The organism is Ottowia sp., assembly GCF_047601385.1.
In the GTDB taxonomy this organism is placed as follows: domain Bacteria; phylum Pseudomonadota; class Gammaproteobacteria; order Burkholderiales; family Burkholderiaceae_C; genus Ottowia.
Window position 1 is genome coordinate 3,122,390 of the sequence record NZ_JASGJP010000001.1, and the last position, 17,101, is coordinate 3,139,490.

Consider the following 17,101-nt stretch of genomic DNA (forward strand, 5'->3'; position numbering starts at 1 on the left):
CCCACCCGATGACCCTTCGCCACCTTGCCTCCCGGCTTTTTACCCTGCTGCTGGCCGTGGCCCTGACGGGGCTGTTCGTCTTCGACGCCGAGGCGCGCCGCCTGGGCGGCGGCAAGTCGATCGGCCGCCAGTCCAGCAACGTCACGCAGCGCGAGGCCGCGCCGCCCACCGCGCCGGCCAACACCACGCCATCGGCGACCAATGCCGGCGCGGCCGGTGCCGGCACCGCGGCGGCGGCTGGCGCCGCCGCGCGCAAGCCCTGGGCCGGCATGCTGGGCGGCCTGGCGGCCGGCCTGGGCCTGGCCTGGCTGGCGCATTCGCTCGGCCTCGGCCCGGCGTTCGCCAATTTCCTGTTGATCCTGCTGCTGGCGGTGGTGGTCATGGCCGTCATCGGCATGGTGCGCCGCTCGCGCGCGCCATCGCGGGCCGGCGGCCTGGCCTACCAGGGCGCCGGCGCGCCCAGCCCGGTCACACCGCGCCAGTACAACCCCACCAACATCGGAAACGACGCCTCGGCCCGCCCGTGGGAAGGCACGGCCGCGCAGTTCGACGCCGGCGCCGCCGGCGGCGGCTCGATGATCGGCTCGGCCCTGCGCGGCTCGCAGAGCTGGGGCGTGCCGGCCGATTTCGACATCGACGGCTTCATCGAGGCCGCCAAGCGCAACTTCATCACCCTGCAGGACGCCTGGGACCGCTCCGACACCAACGCCCTGCGCGCCATGATGACCGACGGCATGCTGGCCGAGATCCAGTCCCAGCTGGCCGAGCGCGAGCACGCCGCGCCGGGCGCGGCCAACCGCACCGAGGTGGTCATGCTGGAGGCGCAGCTCCTGGGCATCGAGGAGCTGGACGACGTCTACATGGCCAGCGTCGAGTTCAGCGGCATGATCCGCGAGGACGCCTCCGCCGGCCCCAGCCCGTTCCGCGAGGTCTGGAACATGACCAAGCCGCGCAGCGGCCGCGGCGGCTGGCTGGTGGCGGGGGTTCAAGCCCTTCAGTAAGCCGACTTCGCACAGTGATAATCGGGGGACGATGGCAACACAGTCCCCCTTTTCTTTGCTCGCCGACACGCTCGGCAAGCTGGCGGAGAACCTGAAGGCGCCGGCCTGGCTGGTGGATGAAGTGCAGCACCGGCTGGTGCTGTTCCTCAACCACGTGCTGATGCAGGAGCCCGAGGCGCAGGCGCGGCTGGCGCGCCAGCAGGGCCGCGTGGTGCGCCTGCAATGGCGCGACTTCAGCATGCAGCTGGCCGCCACCCCGGCCGGCCTGTGCGAGCTGGCGCCGGCCGCCACGCCCGACCTGCTGCTGACGGTGACCGACGCCTCGCCGCTCGACCTGGCACGCAACGCGCTGCGCGGCGACCGCCCGGGCGTGCGCATCGAGGGCGACGTGGACTTCGCCGCCGAGGTCAACTGGCTGGTGGACCACGTGCGCTGGGACGCCGAGGAGGACCTCTCGCGCCTGGTCGGCGACGCGCCGGCGCACACCCTCGCCAACTTCGGGCGCGGCGCGGCGCAGGCGCTGCGCGCCTTCGTCGGCAAGCTGCCGGGCCAGGGCAGATGAAGCGCCTGCTGCGCGCCACCTACATCGCGTGGGTGGCCTTGCGCTATGGGCTGGACGAACTGGTGCTGACCAGCTTTCGCCACCCGGGCGTGCGGCTGGCGGCACGCATCGCGTCCGTCGGGCGCGACCTGTCGGCGCCGCGCGGGCAGCGCCTGCGCGAGGCGCTGCAGCGGCTGGGGCCCATCTTCGTCAAGTTCGGCCAGGTGCTCTCCACGCGGCGCGACCTGCTGCCGCCCGACGTGGCCGACGAACTGGCCAGGCTACAGGACCGCGTGCCGCCGTTCCCGGCCGAGGTGGCCATCGCCACCATCGAGCGGGCGTTCCGCAAGCCGCTGGGCGACATCTTCAGCAGCTTCGAGCGCGAGCCGGTGGCCAGCGCCTCCATCGCCCAGGTGCACTTCGCCACGCTGCGGGACGAGCACGGGCGTGAGCGTGAGGTCGCCGTCAAGGTGCTGCGCCCGGGCATGCAGAAGGTGATCGAGCAGGATCTGGACCTGATCCGCACCATGGCCGGCTGGGTCGAGCGCCTGTCGGCCGACGGCAAGCGCCTGAAGCCGCGCGAGGTGGTGGCCGAGTTCGACAAGTACCTGCACGACGAGCTGGACCTGGTGCGCGAGGCCGCCAGCGCTGCCCAATTGCGGCGCAACATGGCCGGGCTGGACCTGGTGCTGATCCCCGAGATGTTCTGGGACTGGATCCGCCCCGACGTGCTGGTGATGGAACGCATGACGGGCATCCCCATCGGCCAGGTGGATCGCCTGCGCGAGGCCGGCGTGGACCTGAAGCAGCTGGCGCGCGACGGCGTCACCATCTTCTTCACCCAGGTGTTCCGCGACGGCTTCTTCCACGCCGACATGCACCCCGGCAACATCATGGTCAGCGTGGCGCCGGGCACCTTCGGGCGCTACGTGTCGCTGGACTTCGGCATCGTCGGCACGCTGACGCAGACCGACAAGGAATACCTGGCGCAGAACTTCACCGCCTTCTTCCGGCGCGACTACAAGCGCGTGGCCGAGCTGCATGTGGAAAGCGGCTGGGTGCCGGCGGACACGCGGGTGGACGAGCTGGAGTCGGCCATCCGCAGCGTGTGCGAGCCGTACTTCGACCGCCCCTTGAGCCAGATCTCGCTCGGCATGGTGCTGATGCGCCTGTTCCAGACCTCGCGGCGCTTCCACGTCGAGATCCAGCCGCAGCTGGTGCTGCTGCAGAAGACGCTGCTCAACGTCGAGGGCCTGGGCCGCCAGCTCGACCCGGAACTGGATCTGTGGGCCACCGCCAAGCCGTTCCTGGAGAAATGGATGCTGGAGCAGGTGGGCCCCAAGCGCTTCTGGCGCGAGCTGAAGGAGCAGGCGCCGTACTACGCCAAAATGCTGCCCGACCTGCCGCGCCTGCTGCACGGCTACCTGCAACAGCGGCCGGACGAGGGCCTGAACGCCCAGCTGCTGGAGGTCATCCGCGAGCAGCGCCGCACCAACCGCCTGCTGGCCGCCATCCTGTACGCGGGCGCGGGCTTTCTGCTGGGGCTGGTGGCGATGCAGCTCTACATCTGGGTCAGGATCAACTTCAACTGGGGGTAGGTTTCGCGCATGAACTGGACGCTCTTCATCTTCGTCATCGCCTACCTCGTCGGCACGCTGATGATCGGCGTGTGGGCCGGGCGGCGCATCAAGACCACGTCGGACTTCGCCCTGGCCGGGCGCAACCTGCCGCTGATCATGATCGTCACCACCACCTTCGCCACCTGGTTCGGCGCCGAGACGGTGATGGGCATCCCGGCCAAGTTCGTGCAGGGCGGGCTGCATTCCATCGTCGAGGACCCGTTCGGCGCCGGCATGTGCCTGATCCTGGTGGGCGCCTTCTTCGCCGCGCGCCTGTACCGCATGAACCTGCTGACCATCGGCGACTTCTACCGCCAGCGCTTCGGCAAGGGCGTGGAGGTGTTCTGCTCGGTCGCCATCATCCTCAGCTACCTGGGCTGGGTGGGGGCGCAGATCACGGCGCTGGGGCTGGTGTTCAACGTGCTCTCGGGCGGCGAGATCTCCACCACCACGGGCATGGTCATCGGCACCGTCGCCGTGCTGGTGTACGTGGTGGTCGGCGGCTTCCTGGCCGTGGCCTGGACCGACTTCATCCAGATGATCGTGCTGGTGATCGGCATGTCGGTGATCGCCTTCTTCGCGGCCGACCTGGCCGGCGGCGCCGGCAAGGTCGTCGCGCTGGCCAGCAGCCAGGACATGTTCCGCTTCTGGCCCGAGCCGAGCTTCAAGGAGATCGCCTTCTTCATCGGCGCCGGCATCACCATGATGCTGGGCAGCATCCCGCAGCAGGACGTGTTCCAGCGCGTGATGTCGGCCCGGGACGCGGGCACGGCGCAGAAGGGCGCCATGATCGGCGGCGCGGCCTACATCCTGTTCGCCTTCGTGCCGATGTTCATCGTCACCGCCGCGGTGGCCGTCATGGGCAACAGCGCGCTGGAGCTGGCGGCCAACGACTACCAGCGGGTGCTGCCCACCTTCATCATGGGGCACATGAACCTGTTCCTGCAGATCCTGTTCTTCGGCGCGCTGCTGTCGGCCATCAAGAGCACGTCGTCGGCCACGCTGCTGGCGCCGTCCACCAGCTTCGTCGAGAACATCCTGAAGAACCTCTACCCCGGCATGAGCGACCGGCAGCTGCTGGTGGCCATGCGCGTGACCATCCTCGTCTTCTCCTTCGGCGTGCTGGCCTACGCCATCGCGATGGAGGGCACCTCGATCTACGAGCTGGTGGCCGGGGCCTACCAGGTGCCGCTGGTGGGGGCTTTCGTGCCGCTGGTGATGGGTCTGTACTGGAAGCGCGCCACCACGCAGGGCGCGGTGCTGTCGATCCTGCTGGGCCTGGGCACCTGGATCCTGTTCTTCCCCGAAGTCACCGGGCTGGGCGAGGCGTTCCCGGGTCAACTGGCCGGGCTGCTGATGGCCTTCGTTGGCATGCTGGCCGGCTCGCTGCTGCCGCAGTGGCTGCCCAACCAGCACGCCCACACGCACCACCTGGCGCCGAAGTCAGGGCACTGATTTGCTCCTGTATTAGTAGCTGCTGGCGATTGCCTGACGGGCGCTGGAGGCCAAAAAGGCTCTGAATCCTGAGCGGCCGCGCGGGCAGGGGCCGGCTTTTATAATGACGGGTTTTGCGCGCTGCGCGCGAACTCCAGTCCCTCCCACCATGCCTATCTACGCCTACAAATGCGGTGCCTGCGGCTTCGCCAAGGACGTGCTGCAGAAAATGTCGGACGCGCCGCTCACGGTGTGTCCGAGCTGCGGCGCGCCGGCTTTCGCCAAGCAGCTCACCGCGGCCGGCTTCCAGCTCAAGGGCTCCGGCTGGTACGTGACCGACTTCCGCGACGGCGGCCAGGGCGCCTCCGCCGCCAAGGACAAGCCCGCCGCCGACGGTGCCGCCAAGGGCGATGCCGCACCCGCGCCCAGCCCAGCGCCGGCACCCGCCGCATCGCCGGCACCCGCGCCCGCGCCCGCCAGCGGCGGCAAATCGACCGACTGATCCGCTGCCGCCCGGCCATGATGTCCCGCATTCGCCAATACTTCGCCACCGGCCTGCTGGTGTGGCTGCCCATGGGCGTCACCGTGTGGGTGCTGCTGTGGCTGGTCGGCATCCTGGACAGCATCTTCCTGGGCGTGCTGGCGGCGGCCGAGGCCCTGCTGCCCGGCCTGGGGCCGCTGGCCGAGCGGCTGCGCCACATTCCGGGCCTGGGCGTGATCCTGGTGGCCATCGTCATCTTCGGCACCGGCCTCTTCGTGGCCAACATGTTCGGCCAGTGGTGGCTGCGCCAGTGGGACCGGCTGATGACGCGCATCCCGGTGGTGCGCAGCATCTATTCCAGCGTCAAGCAGGTGTCGGACACGCTGTTCTCCGGCTCCGGCCAGGCCTTCTCCAAGGCGTTGCTCGTGCAGTACCCGCGCCAGGGCGCCTGGACCATCGCCTTCCTCACCGGCAAGCCCGGCGGCGAGGTGGCGCGCCACCTGGAGGGCGAGTTCGTCAGCGTCTACGTGCCCACCACGCCCAACCCCACCTCGGGCTTCTTCCTGATGGTGCCGCGCGCCGACGTGGTCGAGCTGAAGATGACCGTGGACGAGGCGCTGAAGTACGTCATTTCCATGGGCGTCGTGGTACCGCCGATGCGCGAGCCGCGCCCCGGCCAGCCGCTGCCCGCGCCGCAGGTGCCGGGCGTCACCGGGCCGCTCAATCCGCCCGCCGATTCCTGAACACCGCCCTTTCCCGAGAGTCCCTCCTCATGTCCATGCGTTCCCACTACTGCGGCCTCGTCACCGAGGCCCTGATCGGCCAGACCGTCTCCCTGTGCGGCTGGGTCAACCGCCGGCGCGACCACGGCGGCGTGATCTTCGTCGACCTGCGCGACCGCGAGGGCTACGTGCAGGTGGTGTGCGACCCCGACCGCCCGGCGATGTTCGCGGTGGCCGAGGACCTGCGCAACGAGTTCTGCGTGCAGGTGCAGGGCCTGGTGCGCGCGCGTCCCGAAGGCACCACCAACGACGGCCTCAAGAGCGGCAAGATCGAGGTGCTGTGCCATGAGCTGAAGGTGCTCAACCCCTCCGTCACGCCGCCGTTCCAGCTGGACGACGAGAACCTGTCGGAGACCACGCGCCTCACCCATCGCGTGCTCGATTTGCGCCGCCCCACCATGCAGCACAACCTGATGCTGCGCTACCGCGTGGCGATGGAGGTGCGCAAGTTCCTCGACGAGCACGGCTTCGTCGACATCGAGACGCCCATGCTCACCAAGAGCACACCCGAGGGCGCGCGCGACTACCTGGTGCCCAGCCGCGTGCACGACGGCCACTTCTTCGCGCTGCCGCAGTCGCCCCAACTCTTCAAGCAGCTGCTGATGGTGGCCGGCTACGACCGCTATTACCAGATCACCAAGTGCTTCCGCGACGAAGACCTGCGCGCCGACCGCCAGCCCGAGTTCACGCAGATCGACATCGAGACCTCGTTCCTGGGCGAGCAGGAGATCCGCGACCTGTTCCAGGGCATGATCGCCCACGTGTTCCAGAAGGCCCTGGGCGTGGACCTGGGCGCCTTCCCCGTCATGCCCTACGCCGAGGCCATGCACCGCTACGGCTCCGACAAGCCCGACCTGCGCGTCCAGCTCGAATTCACCGAGCTGACCGACGTGATGCGGGACGTGGACTTCAAGGTCTTCAGTGGCCCGGCCACCACCCCGGGCGGCCGCGTGGTGGCGCTGCGCGTGCCCGGCGGCGGCGAGATCAGCCGCGGCGAGATCGACGGCTACACCGACTTCGTCAAGATCTACGGCGCCAAGGGCCTGGCGTGGATCAAGGTCAATGAGGTGGCCAAGGGCCGCGATGGCCTGCAGAGCCCCGTCGTCAAGAACCTGCACGACGCGGCGATAGCCGCCATCCTGGAGCGCACCGGCGCGCAGAGCGGCGACATCCTGTTCTTCGGCGCCGACAAGGCCAAGGTGGTCAACGACGCCATCGGCGCGTTGCGCCTGAAGATCGGCCACTCCGAATTCGCCAAGAAGAGCGGCCTGTTCGAGAACCGCTGGGCGCCGCTGTGGGTGGTGGACTTCCCGATGTTCGAGTTCGACGAGGACGACCAGCGCTGGAACGCCGTGCACCACCCTTTCACCGCGCCCAAGGACGGCCACGAGGACTACATGGACTCCGACCCCGGCAAATGCGTCGCCAAGGCCTACGACATGGTGCTCAACGGCTGGGAGCTGGGCGGCGGCTCGGTGCGCATCCACCGCGCCGAGGTGCAGAGCAAGGTGTTCGCCGCGCTGCGCATCGGGCCGGAGGAGGCGCAGGCCAAGTTCGGCTTCCTGCTGGACGCGCTGCAATACGGCGCGCCGCCGCACGGCGGCCTGGCCTTCGGGCTGGACCGGCTGGTCACGCTGATGACCGGCGCCGAGTCCATCCGCGACGTGATCGCCTTCCCCAAGACGCAGCGCGCCCAGTGCCTGCTGACCCAGGCGCCCAGCGCGGTGGACGAGAAGCAGCTGCGCGAGCTGCACATCCGCCTGCGCAACCCGCAGCCGGCCTAGGAGCGTGAACACGTTCTGAGGGCAGCGTCCTACGCGGCGCGGGCGGGGGCTCTGTTACGATCGATTTCCCCATAAGGAGTGCCGCCATGAACTATTCCGAACTCGCCGATTCCGCCGCCGAAACCAAGGATCAGCTGGTCGCCAACCTGCGCCGCGTGATCTCCGACGCCGAGGACCTGCTGGCCGCCACCGCCGGCCAGACCGACAGCAAAGTGGCCGAGCTGCGTGCCCGCGCCAAGGAGAACCTCGCCGTGGCGCGCGAGAAGCTGGCCGACGTCAGCGCCGCCGGCCGCGCGCGCGCGCGCCAGGCCGCCGCCGTCACCGACGAGTACGTGCACGACAACCCCTGGTCTTCGATCGGCGCCGCCGCCGCCGTGGGCCTGCTGATCGGCGTGCTGCTGGGCCGCCGCTGAGCGCCGCAGCGCCTTCCAGGCCGCGCACCTCGCCATGACCCGACCCTCCGCCGACCCCGGTACCGCCGCGCGCGTGCGCGGCCTGCTGGCCGACGTGTTCGAGCTGGCGCAGGTTCGGCTGGAGCTGTTCACCGTCGAGGCGCGGCAAGAGCTTTCGCGCCTGACCTGGATGGCCGTGATGGCCGCGCTGGCGGTGGTGTTCGTCAGCTTCGGCCTGATCTTCCTGGCGATCTTCCTCACCGTGCTGCTGTGGGACACGCAGCGCCTGCTGGCGCTGGGCGTGTTCACCACCCTCTTCCTCGGCGGCGGGCTGGTGCTGGCCGGGCTGGCCTGGCAGCGCGCGCGCCAGGGCGCCCGCATGTTCGCCGCCACCCGCGACGAGCTCCGCCGCGACCAGGAAAGGCTGCGCCCATGAGCGTCCGCCCGGCCGCTCCGAAGGACGCTCGCACCGCAGTGCGAAGCACGGAGGTGTTCCGATGAACGCCGACCACGGCACCGACCTGGCCGCGCGCCGCGAGCAGCTGCGCCTGCGCTCGGCGCAGCTGCGCGAGCAGATCGCCGTCGATACGCGGGTGCTGCGGCCCGGCTTTCGCGCCGTAGACCGCGTGCGCGGCGGCGTGCGCTCGGTGCGCGACAACCGGGCCCTGGTGCTGCTGGCGGGCGCCGCGCTGGCCGGTGCCACGCTGGCGCGGCCGCGCGCCATGGTCAACCTGGGCCTGCGCGCGTGGTCCGGCTGGCAGGTGTTCCGGCGCGTGCGGCCGCTGGTTGGCGGCCTCCTGCGCCAACTCTGAGTTTCCAGGGGCGCCGCGCGCCAGCCGCCATGAGCCCACCCGCCCGCTGCAAGGTGCCGGAGTCGGTGCTGGTGGTGATCCACACCGACGCGCTCGACGTGCTGCTGATCCGCCGCGCCGACACCGAGGCGGAATTCTGGCAATCGGTCACCGGCAGCAAGGACACGCCCGACGAGCCGCTGCACGTCACCGCCGCGCGCGAGGTGCGCGAGGAAACCGGCATCGACGCTCACGCCCCCGGCTGCCTGCTGGCCGACTGGCACCTCCAGAACCACTACGACATCTATCCGCGCTGGCGCAGCCGCTACGCCCCCGGCGTCACGCGCAACACCGAGCACGTGTTCGGCCTGCGCGTGCCCGCCGGGGTGGCGGTGCGGCTGAACCCGCGCGAGCACACGCACTTCGCCTGGCTGCCCTGGCGCGCCGCCGCCGACCGCTGCTTCTCGCCCTCCAACGCCGAGGCCTGCCTGCTGCTGCCGCGCTTTGCCACGGGGATGCCTGTATGACCATCGACAGCACGTTCGGTGACATTCCCCAGGTGCTGCGCGTGGCCACCTACAACATCCACAAGGGGGTGCAGGGCATCGGCCCGGCGCGGCGGCTGGAGATCCACAACCTGGCGCTGGCCGTCGAGACGCTGGACGCCGACATCGTCTGCCTGCAGGAAGTGCGCGCCACGAACCGGCGCGAGGCCGAATACTTCACCCAGTGGCCCGAGCTGTCGCAGGCCGAGTTCCTGGCGCCCGAGGGCTACGAGGCGGTGTACCGCACCAATGCGGTGACCAGGCACGGCGAGCATGGCAACGCGCTGCTGTCGCGCTGGCCCATCGTCGCCCACCGGCACGAGGACATGTCCGACCACCGCTTCGAGCAGCGCGGCCTGCTGCACGCCGAGGTGCTGGTGGCCGGCCGCCCGCTGCACGTGATCGTGGTGCACTTCGGCCTGATTCCGGCCAGCCGCCAGCGCCAGACCGAGCAGCTGCGCCGCTACATCGCGCGCGAGATCCCGCTCCATGTCCCCGTGGTCGTGGCCGGCGACTTCAACGACTGGGGCACGCGCGTGCGCCGCCTGCTGCACGTCGATGCGCTGCACGCCTTCGAAGGCCCGCGCACGCTGACCTACCCCTCGCGCCTGCCCGTGGTGCAGCTCGACCACATCTACGCCCGGGGCCTGGCGCCGCTCAGCCTGGCGGCGCCGCGCGGGCGCGTGTGGAGCCGCATGTCCGACCACCTGCCGCTGATCGCCGAGTTTCGCCTGGGATGACACCACGCCCGGCGCTTCATCATCGTCATCCCCGCGCAGGCGGGGATGACGAGATACGGATGCCGTCGCTGGCGGCGTTCGCTATTAATAAAATAGCTGCTGACGCTTGCTGTATGGGCGCTGGAGGCCAAAAACACCCAGAATCTTTTGCTGCTACCATCGACGGCAGACCATGAAGCCCCAACCCGACCTTCCCACGCCCGACGCGCCCGAGGACGAAGGCACGCCCGTCTCCGTCAAGATCCGCGAGCGCATCCGCGCCGCCGGCCGCCGCTTCAACGCCAACGACAACATCGCCGACTTCATCCAGCCCGGCGAGCTGGCGCGCCTGCTGGACGAGGTCACCGGCAAGATGCAGGGCGTGCTCGACAGCCTGGTGATCGACACCGGGCGCGACCACAACACCGGCGACACCGCGCGCCGCGTCGCCAAGATGTACGTCAGCGAGGTGTTCAAGGGCCGCTACGCGCCCATGCCCTCGATCACCGAGTTCCCCAACGTCGAGCGGCTGAACGAGCTGATGATCGTCGGCCCCATCACCGTGCGCTCGGCGTGCAGCCACCACTTCTGCCCCGTCATCGGCAAGCTGTGGATCGGCGTCATGCCCAACGAGCACACCAACGTCATCGGCCTGTCCAAGTACGCGCGCGTGGCCGAGTGGATCATGAACCGCCCGCAGATCCAGGAAGAGGCCGTGGTGCAGCTGGCCGACCTGATCCAGCACAAGACCAAGCCCGACGGCCTGGCCCTGGTCATGGAGGCCACGCACTTCTGCGTGGCCTGGCGCGGCGTGAAGGACATGGACAGCAAGATGATCAACTCCGTCATGCGCGGCGTGTTCCTGAAAGACGCCAACCTGCGGCGCGAATTCCTGTCCCTCATCCCCCAACGGAGCTGACGCCATGCTCGTCCGCCTGCTCTACGCCAGCCGCGCCACCGACGCCTCGCAGCCGGTGATCGACCGCATCCTCGCGGCCGCGCGCCCGCACAACCACCAGCTCGGCGTGACCGGCATCCTGGTCTACGGCGGCGGCATCTTCATGCAGGCCATCGAGGGCGGCCGCCAGGCCGTCAGCGACCTGTACGGCGCCATCCAGCGCGATGCGCGCCACCAGGACGTGGTGCTGCTGCACTACGAGGAAATCCTGGAGCGCCGCTTCGGCGGCTGGACCATGGGCCTGGTGGACCTGGCCCGCGTCAACGCCAGCGTGGTGCTGAAGTACTCCGAGCGCGCCGAACTGGACCCCTACAGCGTCTCCGGCAAGGTGTCGATGGCGCTGCTGGAGGAGCTGATGGCCACGGCGAGCATCGTCGGGCACACCTGATGATCCTAAAAAGATAGCTGCCAGCGCTTTCTGGGCGCGCGCTGGAGCCTGTTTTGGCTTGGAAATGCTTCAGATCGCCGCCGCCGGCAGGTCGTGCGGATCGGGCGGCAGGGCGAGGTCGCGCAGCGCCTGCACCGCCTCCGCATCCGTGCGGTACAGCCTCGGCGCCGCCTGCGGCCCCAGCGCGCCGGCGGCGCGCAGCACCAGTTCCACCGGCAGCTTCATGCCGGCCACGTGCAGCGTCACGCCCTGCTGCGCCAGTTGGGCCGTCAGGCGCGCGAAGGCTTCGGCGCCGGTGGCGTCCATGCGGTTGATGGGCTGGGCGAACAGGCACACGTGCCGCGTGCCGGGGCGGACGGCCAGGAATTCGGCCACGTTGCGCTCGAACTGCGCGGCGGTGGCGAAGTCCAGCGCCGCGTCCATGCGCAGCGCGTAGGTCTGCGGCGCCAGCGGCGGCAGTTTCCACAGGTGGCGGTCGCGCAGGCTGCCGTCGGCGTGCAGGCCGACCTCGATGATGCGCGGGTGCAGCCGCTGGTACAGGAAGTACGACAGCGACCCCAGCACCCCCGCCAGCACGCCCCAGTACAGCGCCGGCGCCGCCAGGAGGGTGACGGCGAAGGTGGCGCCGGCGATGGCCGCCTCCACGCGCGAGATGCGCCACAGCCGTGTGAACTCGCGCGGCTTCAGCAGCCCCACCACGGCGGCCAGCACGATGGCCGCCAGCACCGCCTGCGGCACGTGGCGCAGCACCGGCGTGAACACCAGCAGCGCCGCCAGCACCACGGCGACGGAGAAGACGGTGGCCCAGCCGGTCTGCGCGCCGGCGTACAGGTTCAGCGCCGAGCGCGAGAACGACGAACTGGTGGGGAACGCGCCCGACAGGCCCGAGGCGATCTTGGCCAGCCCCTGGCCGATCAGGTCCTGGTCCTGGTTCCAGCGCTCGCCCTTGCGCTGGCTGTCCACCTTGGCGCTGGAGGCGGTCTCCAGGAAGCTCACCAGCGTGATCACCAGCGTCGGCATCACCAGCTGCCCCAGCACCTGCCAGCCGGGCCAGCCCGGCAGGTAGGGCGCCGGCAGCCCCTGCGGCAGCGGGCCGACCACGCGGCCGCTGTTGGCCTCGAAGCCCATCGCCCAGCTGATGCCGGCCGCCGCCAGCACCACCACCAGCACGGTGGGGAAGGTGGGCTTCCAGCGCCGCGCGCCCATCAGCAGCGCCAGCGCCGCCAGGCCGAAGGCGGCGGCCACGGGATGGATGGACGGCGCGGCCAGCATGCGCGCCCAGTCGCCGTTGAAGCCCAGCAGCGCCGGCAGCTGCGAGACGATGATCAGCACCGCCGCCGCCTGGGTGAAGGCCATCAGCACCGGCGCGTTGACGATGTTCAGCAGCCAGCCGAAGCGCGCCGCGCCCAGCACCACCTGCAGCGCGCCCGAGAGCAGCGCCAGCCACACGGCCAGCGCCACCCATTCGGGGCTGCCGGGCGCGGCCAGCGGCGCCAGCGAGGCGTGGATCAGCAGGCAGGAGAGCGCCGTCGGCCCCACCGACAGCCGCGCCGAGGCCGAGAACAGCACCGCGATCAGCGCCGGCAGCATGGCGGCGTAGATGCCTGTCACCAGCGGCATGCCGGCGAGCTGGGCGTAGGCCACGCCCTGGGGGATGACCATCAGCCCCACCGTCAGCCCCGCCAGCGCCTCGCCGCGCAGCAGCGCCGCCGTGGGGCGCGGCCAGCGCAGGAAGGGCAAGTGGCGCGCGAGGCGGGGCGGCATGGGCGCCGATGGTACGGCACGGCGCCGTGCAAGTCCGTAAAAGGCAAGACAATCCCGCCATGATCCGCCCCACGCTGTTCGCCACCGCCCTGATGCTGCCGCTGCTGGCCGGCGCCCAGGCCATCAAGTGCCGCGACCCGGCCACCGGCCGCACGCTCTACACCGACCAGCCCTGCAAGGGCGGCGAGCTGGTGGTGCCCGCGCGCACCGAGGAAGACGTGCGGCGCGACGCCGAGGCCGCCATGCAGGCGCGCGAGGACGCCCTGCGGCGCGAGCAGGCCGCGCTGGAACGCGCGCGCCAGCAACTGCAAGCGGCGCAGCAGGCGGCGCAGGCCGCCCAGGCCAGCGCGCGGGCGCCGCAGCCGCCGGCCGAGTCCGAGGCCTGCCGCGCGGCGCGCGCCGAGGCGAGCTTCCGCGCCGCCAGCTTCGCCGCCAGCGCGGAGGAGATCCGCACCGCGCGCTACAACGCCGCCCTGGCCTGCGGCCAGCCGCCGCCGGCCGACGTGGTGGTGGTGCAGCCCTACCCGCTGCAGGGGCTGCGGTCGCGCCCGCCGCGAGGCTACGACGAGCCGCGCGGCGGCGGTTTCGGCGTGCCGGTGCAGCGCCCCCGGCCCAGCCGGCCGGACCCGCGGCGGGACGAGCCGGTCCCGGTGCGCGTGCTGCCGTCCGGCGCCTCGCGCTGAAGACCTTCCCCGTCACTCCTACCCGCAGCGCGGGAACCCAAAGAGCCCGAGGGCCGCTTCGCCTGCCCTGCCAGTGCACCCGTGGCCGGGGTTCCCCCGGCCAGTGGGCGCGCCCCCTGGAGGGGGGATGCCGCAACATCGCGCAGCGAGTGGAGCAACGGGGGTGGGCCCATGTCAGCGCTGCGGCATGTCCTTGTACGAGTAGCCCAGGCTGATGGTGGCGTCTTCGGGAATCGGCGGCATGGTCGCGTTCCAGGCCTCCCACGCCTGGCGCATGGCGGCGAGGCGCTCCGGCTCCTTCTTGCCCTGGTTGGCGCGCTCGCGCTCGTCCTGCGGGATGTTGAACAGGTAGTCGTTGCCGTCCACGCGCAGGTATTTCCAGTCGCCCTCGCGCAGGGCGCGCTGGCCGCGGTGGTTCATGCGCCAATGCAGCGGGCGCGCGAAGCGGTGGCGCGCATCGCGCAGCACCGGCAGCAGCGAGACGCCGTCCAGCGGGTAGCCGGGGTGCGCGGCCACGCCGGCGGCGTCGAGCAGGGTGGCGGACCAGTCCATGCTCATGCACAGCTGCGCGCTCTCGCCGCCGGGGCGGATGGCGGCGGGCCAGTGCGCGATCCAGGGCACGCGGATGCCGCCCTCGGTCAGATCCATCTTGCCGCCGACCAGCGGCCAGTTGTCGGAGAAGCGCTCGCCGCCGTTGTCGCTGGTGAAGACGATCAGCGTGTCGTCCAGCTGGCCGTTGCGGCGCAGCGCCTCCACGATCCAGCCGATGCCTTCGTCCATGTGGTGGATCATGCGGCGGTAGACGTGGATGTTGCCGCCCGCCAGGTCGAACAGGTGGTCCTTGATGGCGGGGGCGCGGCCGGCGTCCTCGCGCGTCTCCCAGGGCCAGTGCGGCGCGGTGTAGTGCAGGCTGAGCAGGAAGGGCGCGTCCTGCGCGGCCATGCGGTCCACGTAATCGACCGCGCGGCGCGAGAGCAGGTCGGTCAGGTAGCCCTCGTGGGTCTGCTCCTCCTCGCCGAACCACAGGTCGTGCCGGCCGGCGGAGTCGCAGTGCGTCCAGTAGTCCACGCCGCCGGACAGCGGGCCGAAGAACTCCTCGTAGCCCGAGCGCAGCGGCCCGAAGGCGGGCGGGTAGCCCAGGTGCCACTTGCCGATCAGCGCGGTGCGGTAGCCGGCGCCCTTCAGCAGCGAGGGCAGGGTGGGGTGCTCGGGCGGCAGGCCCAGCGTGGTGCTGCCGCGGCTGCGGCTGTTGATGGGCTCCTCGGCGGCGCCGCGCAGGCGGTACTGGTAGCGCGCCGTCATCAGCCCGAAGCGCGTGGGCGAGCACACGGGCGAGTTGCTGTAGCCCTGGGTGAACTTGATGCCGTCCCGCGCCAGCCGGTCGAGCACGGGCGAGACGGGGCCGAAGGCGGCCTCGCGCCCGCCGTAGCAGCCCAGGTCGGCGAAGCCCAGGTCGTCGGCGACGATGAAGAGGAGGTTGGGTCGAGTCTTATGAGTCATTTTGGCCTCCAGCGCCCGTCCAGCAAGCGCCAGCAGCTATTCAATCGATAGCGAATCGGTTTTTTCATGGTTGGACCTGTGCCGGGCATTGGCGTTGTCCCCCTCCCGAAGAGAGAGGGGAAAGGCGCCGAAGGCGACTCAGGGGGTGTTTCAAGGTTGATAGCCGGACTTGCGCACCACCGGCGCCCACTGCGCGCGGTAGGCCTTCAGCATGGCGGCGGTCTGGGCGGGCGTGGTGGCCACGGGGGTCATCTTGGCGTCGACGAACTTGCGGCGGGTGTCCGGGTCGCTCATCACCTCGCGGATGGCGGCGCCCAGGCGCGCCACGCGGTCGGCGGGCATGGCGGCGGGGGCGAACAGGGCGTTCCAGCCGGTGGCCACCAGGTCGAGGCCCGACTCCTTGTAGGTCGGCACGTCCGGCGCCAGCGGCGAGCGCTGGGCGCCCGAGGTGGCCAGGATGCGCAGCTTGCCGCCTTCGTGCTGCGGCAGCAGGGTGTCCAGCGTGTCGAAGGCGGCCGGCACCTGGCCGCCGATCAGGTCGGAGATCAGCGGCGCCGAACCGCGGTAGCCCACCACCTGGCCCCGCACCTGGGCCTTCTCGCTGGTCATCAGGGCGAAGAAGTGCGGCAGGCTGCCGGTGGCCGGCACGCCGAAGTTGGCCTGCGCCGGGTTGGCGCGCAGCCAGGCCAGCAGGTGCGACAGCTGCTTGACCGGCACCGCGCTGGACACGGCCAGGGCGAACTCGTAGTCGGTGACCTGCGACACCGGCTGGAAGTCGGCATCGGGGTCGTAGCCGTTGTCCTTGAACACCAGCGGCGCCACCACCATCACGGCCGGGTTGCCCAGCAGCAGCACGTTCTGGCTGGCGCTGGCGCCGAGGCCCTTGAGCTGCTGCGCCGCCAGCCGGCCGCCGGCGCCGGTCTTGTTCTCGACGATCACCGTCTGGCCCAGCCTGGGGCCGAGCTTGTCGGCCACGAGGCGCGCGGCCCGGTCGCTGGACCCGCCGGCCGCGTAGGGCACGACGATGCGCAGGGTGCCGTCGGCCTGGGCGCGGGCCGGGCCGGCGGCCAGCGGCGCCAGGGCGGCGGAAAGGATCAGGGCGCGGCGCTGCATCGGCTAAGTCTCCGTGGGATGAAAATGGAGCACTGTAGCGCGGCGCCGGCGCCGGACCGCCTGCCGATGCGCCCGCACGCGCGGGCCAACGCACCGGAGGCCCGCCTGCCGAGGGCGGGCGGCTCCCGGATGTCAGAGGTGTTTTCGGCCTCCAGCGCCCATCGGGCAAGCGCTGTCAGCTATTGAAAAGAGAGCTTTCGCCGGGGCGTGCTCAGCGCCGGCGGCCCAGCAGCATCGCCACCACGGCGCCGGCGGCGGCGGCGATGGCCATGGACTTCAGCGGCTGCTCGGCCACGTAGGAGCTGGTGCGCTCGCTGTACTCGTTCAGCTTCTCGCGCGCCTGGGCCGAGGTCTCGGCGGCGGCGGCCTTGCCGCGCGCGGCGATGTCCTGCACGCGGGCGCTGACGGCGTCGATGGCGGGCTTGATGTCCTCGCGCAGCGAACGCACCTGGGCGTCGGCCTTGTTCAGCGCGTCGTTGGCGTAGGCGCGGGCGGTATCGACGGTGCGCTCGGCCGTGTTGGCGGCCACGTCGGTGGCGGCTTGCGCGGTGTCGGCGATTTTCTCGACGGTGGACTTGGTGCTCATGGATTTCCTTTCAGTGCGGC

Annotated in this window: 19 protein-coding genes; 15 read left to right on the plus strand and 4 right to left on the minus strand. The window is 70.8% G+C overall.

Annotated features, from left to right (window positions below; all coding sequences use genetic code 11):
* The first annotated feature begins 8 nt into the window (after positions 1 to 8).
* The 14 genes from QM772_RS15115 (at position 9) to QM772_RS15180 (ending at position 11,435) form a co-directional block, all read left to right on the plus strand.
* On the plus strand, positions 9 to 1,001 hold the full coding sequence (locus tag QM772_RS15115) for a Tim44 domain-containing protein (RefSeq protein WP_415137871.1): 993 nt from the start codon (positions 9 to 11) through the stop codon (positions 999 to 1,001).
* Between the two features lie 31 nt (positions 1,002 to 1,032).
* Positions 1,033 to 1,563, plus strand: a complete 531-nt coding sequence (locus tag QM772_RS15120; protein WP_415137873.1) for a hypothetical protein — start codon at positions 1,033 to 1,035, stop codon at positions 1,561 to 1,563.
* Positions 1,560 to 3,140: a ubiquinone biosynthesis regulatory protein kinase UbiB gene (ubiB, locus tag QM772_RS15125; protein WP_415137875.1), complete on the plus strand. Its 1,581-nt coding sequence runs from the start codon at positions 1,560 to 1,562 to the stop codon at positions 3,138 to 3,140. Before QM772_RS15120 ends, ubiB begins: the two co-directional genes overlap by 4 nt.
* 9 nt (positions 3,141 to 3,149) lie before the next feature.
* Positions 3,150 to 4,616 carry a sodium:solute symporter family protein gene (locus tag QM772_RS15130; protein ID WP_415137877.1) on the plus strand — a complete coding sequence of 489 codons (1,467 nt, stop codon included), beginning with the start codon at positions 3,150 to 3,152 and terminating at the stop codon, positions 4,614 to 4,616.
* A 148-nt stretch (positions 4,617 to 4,764) separates the two neighbouring features.
* Complete coding sequence (locus tag QM772_RS15135) at positions 4,765 to 5,097, plus strand: FmdB family zinc ribbon protein (protein ID WP_415137879.1); 333 nt, start codon at positions 4,765 to 4,767, stop codon at positions 5,095 to 5,097.
* Between the two features lie 20 nt (positions 5,098 to 5,117).
* Positions 5,118 to 5,819, plus strand: coding sequence for a DUF502 domain-containing protein (locus QM772_RS15140; protein ID WP_415139614.1), 702 nt, complete (start codon positions 5,118 to 5,120; stop codon positions 5,817 to 5,819).
* Between the two features lie 29 nt (positions 5,820 to 5,848).
* Entirely contained in the window at positions 5,849 to 7,642 is a 1,794-nt protein-coding gene (aspS, locus tag QM772_RS15145; RefSeq protein WP_415137881.1) for an aspartate--tRNA ligase, read from the plus strand.
* A gap of 86 nt (positions 7,643 to 7,728) precedes the next feature.
* On the plus strand, positions 7,729 to 8,055 hold the full coding sequence (locus QM772_RS15150; RefSeq protein WP_415137883.1) for a DUF883 family protein: 327 nt from the start codon (positions 7,729 to 7,731) through the stop codon (positions 8,053 to 8,055).
* A 34-nt stretch (positions 8,056 to 8,089) separates the two neighbouring features.
* Positions 8,090 to 8,470, plus strand: a complete 381-nt coding sequence (locus QM772_RS15155; protein ID WP_415137885.1) for a phage holin family protein — start codon at positions 8,090 to 8,092, stop codon at positions 8,468 to 8,470.
* 61 nt (positions 8,471 to 8,531) lie between these two features.
* A complete protein-coding gene (locus QM772_RS15160) occupies positions 8,532 to 8,846 on the plus strand; it encodes a YqjK family protein (RefSeq protein WP_415137887.1) in 315 nt (104 codons plus the stop codon).
* A gap of 29 nt (positions 8,847 to 8,875) precedes the next feature.
* On the plus strand, positions 8,876 to 9,352 hold the full coding sequence (gene nudB, locus QM772_RS15165; RefSeq protein WP_415137889.1) for a dihydroneopterin triphosphate diphosphatase: 477 nt from the start codon (positions 8,876 to 8,878) through the stop codon (positions 9,350 to 9,352).
* The gene (locus tag QM772_RS15170) at positions 9,349 to 10,110 is read left to right on the plus strand and encodes an endonuclease/exonuclease/phosphatase family protein (RefSeq protein WP_415137891.1); all 762 of its coding nucleotides are present in this window, start codon (positions 9,349 to 9,351) and stop codon (positions 10,108 to 10,110) included. The genes nudB and QM772_RS15170 overlap by 4 nt, the downstream gene beginning before the upstream one ends.
* Positions 10,111 to 10,282: 172 nt before the next feature.
* A complete protein-coding gene (gene folE, locus QM772_RS15175; protein ID WP_415137893.1) occupies positions 10,283 to 11,008 on the plus strand; it encodes a GTP cyclohydrolase I in 726 nt (241 codons plus the stop codon).
* 4 nt (positions 11,009 to 11,012) lie between these two features.
* Positions 11,013 to 11,435, plus strand: coding sequence for a BLUF domain-containing protein (locus tag QM772_RS15180; protein ID WP_415137895.1), 423 nt, complete (start codon positions 11,013 to 11,015; stop codon positions 11,433 to 11,435).
* A 69-nt stretch (positions 11,436 to 11,504) separates the two neighbouring features.
* Here the strand turns inward: QM772_RS15180 and QM772_RS15185 are convergent, their stop codons facing one another.
* Positions 11,505 to 13,199 (minus strand): SulP family inorganic anion transporter, encoded by a 1,695-nt coding sequence (locus QM772_RS15185; protein ID WP_415137897.1) that lies wholly within the window; start codon positions 13,197 to 13,199, stop codon positions 11,505 to 11,507.
* A gap of 59 nt (positions 13,200 to 13,258) precedes the next feature.
* Here QM772_RS15185 and QM772_RS15190 point away from each other — a divergent pair, with 59 nt between their 5' ends.
* Positions 13,259 to 13,882: a hypothetical protein gene (locus tag QM772_RS15190; RefSeq protein ID WP_415137899.1), complete on the plus strand. Its 624-nt coding sequence runs from the start codon at positions 13,259 to 13,261 to the stop codon at positions 13,880 to 13,882.
* 174 nt (positions 13,883 to 14,056) lie between these two features.
* Here QM772_RS15190 and QM772_RS15195 read toward each other — a convergent pair whose 3' ends face one another.
* The 3 genes from QM772_RS15195 to QM772_RS15205 all read right to left on the minus strand — a co-directional run bounded on the left by QM772_RS15195 (position 14,057) and on the right by QM772_RS15205 (position 17,081).
* Positions 14,057 to 15,382: a sulfatase gene (locus QM772_RS15195; RefSeq protein WP_415137901.1), complete on the minus strand. Its 1,326-nt coding sequence runs from the start codon at positions 15,380 to 15,382 to the stop codon at positions 14,057 to 14,059.
* A gap of 150 nt (positions 15,383 to 15,532) precedes the next feature.
* Positions 15,533 to 16,495: a Bug family tripartite tricarboxylate transporter substrate binding protein gene (locus QM772_RS15200; protein WP_415137903.1), complete on the minus strand. Its 963-nt coding sequence runs from the start codon at positions 16,493 to 16,495 to the stop codon at positions 15,533 to 15,535.
* Positions 16,496 to 16,706: 211 nt separating this feature from the next.
* Positions 16,707 to 17,081, minus strand: a complete 375-nt coding sequence (locus tag QM772_RS15205) for a glycine zipper domain-containing protein (RefSeq protein WP_415137905.1) — start codon at positions 17,079 to 17,081, stop codon at positions 16,707 to 16,709.
* Between the last annotated feature and the right edge of the window lie 20 nt (positions 17,082 to 17,101).

Coding starts and splice junctions, on each gene's coding strand:
- QM772_RS15205 (WP_415137905.1), bottom strand. CDS start 17,081: ATGAGCACCAAGTCCACCGTCGAGAAAATCGCCGACACCGCGCAAGCC.
- QM772_RS15160 (WP_415137887.1), top strand. CDS start 8,532: ATGAACGCCGACCACGGCACCGACCTGGCCGCGCGCCGCGAGCAGCTG.
- folE (WP_415137893.1), top strand. CDS start 10,283: ATGAAGCCCCAACCCGACCTTCCCACGCCCGACGCGCCCGAGGACGAA.
- QM772_RS15200 (WP_415137903.1), bottom strand. CDS start 16,495: ATGCAGCGCCGCGCCCTGATCCTTTCCGCCGCCCTGGCGCCGCTGGCC.
- QM772_RS15115 (WP_415137871.1), top strand. CDS start 9: ATGACCCTTCGCCACCTTGCCTCCCGGCTTTTTACCCTGCTGCTGGCC.
- QM772_RS15135 (WP_415137879.1), top strand. CDS start 4,765: ATGCCTATCTACGCCTACAAATGCGGTGCCTGCGGCTTCGCCAAGGAC.
- QM772_RS15150 (WP_415137883.1), top strand. CDS start 7,729: ATGAACTATTCCGAACTCGCCGATTCCGCCGCCGAAACCAAGGATCAG.
- QM772_RS15190 (WP_415137899.1), top strand. CDS start 13,259: ATGATCCGCCCCACGCTGTTCGCCACCGCCCTGATGCTGCCGCTGCTG.
- nudB (WP_415137889.1), top strand. CDS start 8,876: ATGAGCCCACCCGCCCGCTGCAAGGTGCCGGAGTCGGTGCTGGTGGTG.
- QM772_RS15140 (WP_415139614.1), top strand. CDS start 5,118: ATGTCCCGCATTCGCCAATACTTCGCCACCGGCCTGCTGGTGTGGCTG.
- QM772_RS15170 (WP_415137891.1), top strand. CDS start 9,349: ATGACCATCGACAGCACGTTCGGTGACATTCCCCAGGTGCTGCGCGTG.
- QM772_RS15120 (WP_415137873.1), top strand. CDS start 1,033: ATGGCAACACAGTCCCCCTTTTCTTTGCTCGCCGACACGCTCGGCAAG.
- ubiB (WP_415137875.1), top strand. CDS start 1,560: ATGAAGCGCCTGCTGCGCGCCACCTACATCGCGTGGGTGGCCTTGCGC.
- QM772_RS15195 (WP_415137901.1), bottom strand. CDS start 15,382: ATGACTCATAAGACTCGACCCAACCTCCTCTTCATCGTCGCCGACGAC.
- QM772_RS15130 (WP_415137877.1), top strand. CDS start 3,150: ATGAACTGGACGCTCTTCATCTTCGTCATCGCCTACCTCGTCGGCACG.
- QM772_RS15185 (WP_415137897.1), bottom strand. CDS start 13,199: ATGCCGCCCCGCCTCGCGCGCCACTTGCCCTTCCTGCGCTGGCCGCGC.
- QM772_RS15155 (WP_415137885.1), top strand. CDS start 8,090: ATGACCCGACCCTCCGCCGACCCCGGTACCGCCGCGCGCGTGCGCGGC.
- aspS (WP_415137881.1), top strand. CDS start 5,849: ATGTCCATGCGTTCCCACTACTGCGGCCTCGTCACCGAGGCCCTGATC.
- QM772_RS15180 (WP_415137895.1), top strand. CDS start 11,013: ATGCTCGTCCGCCTGCTCTACGCCAGCCGCGCCACCGACGCCTCGCAG.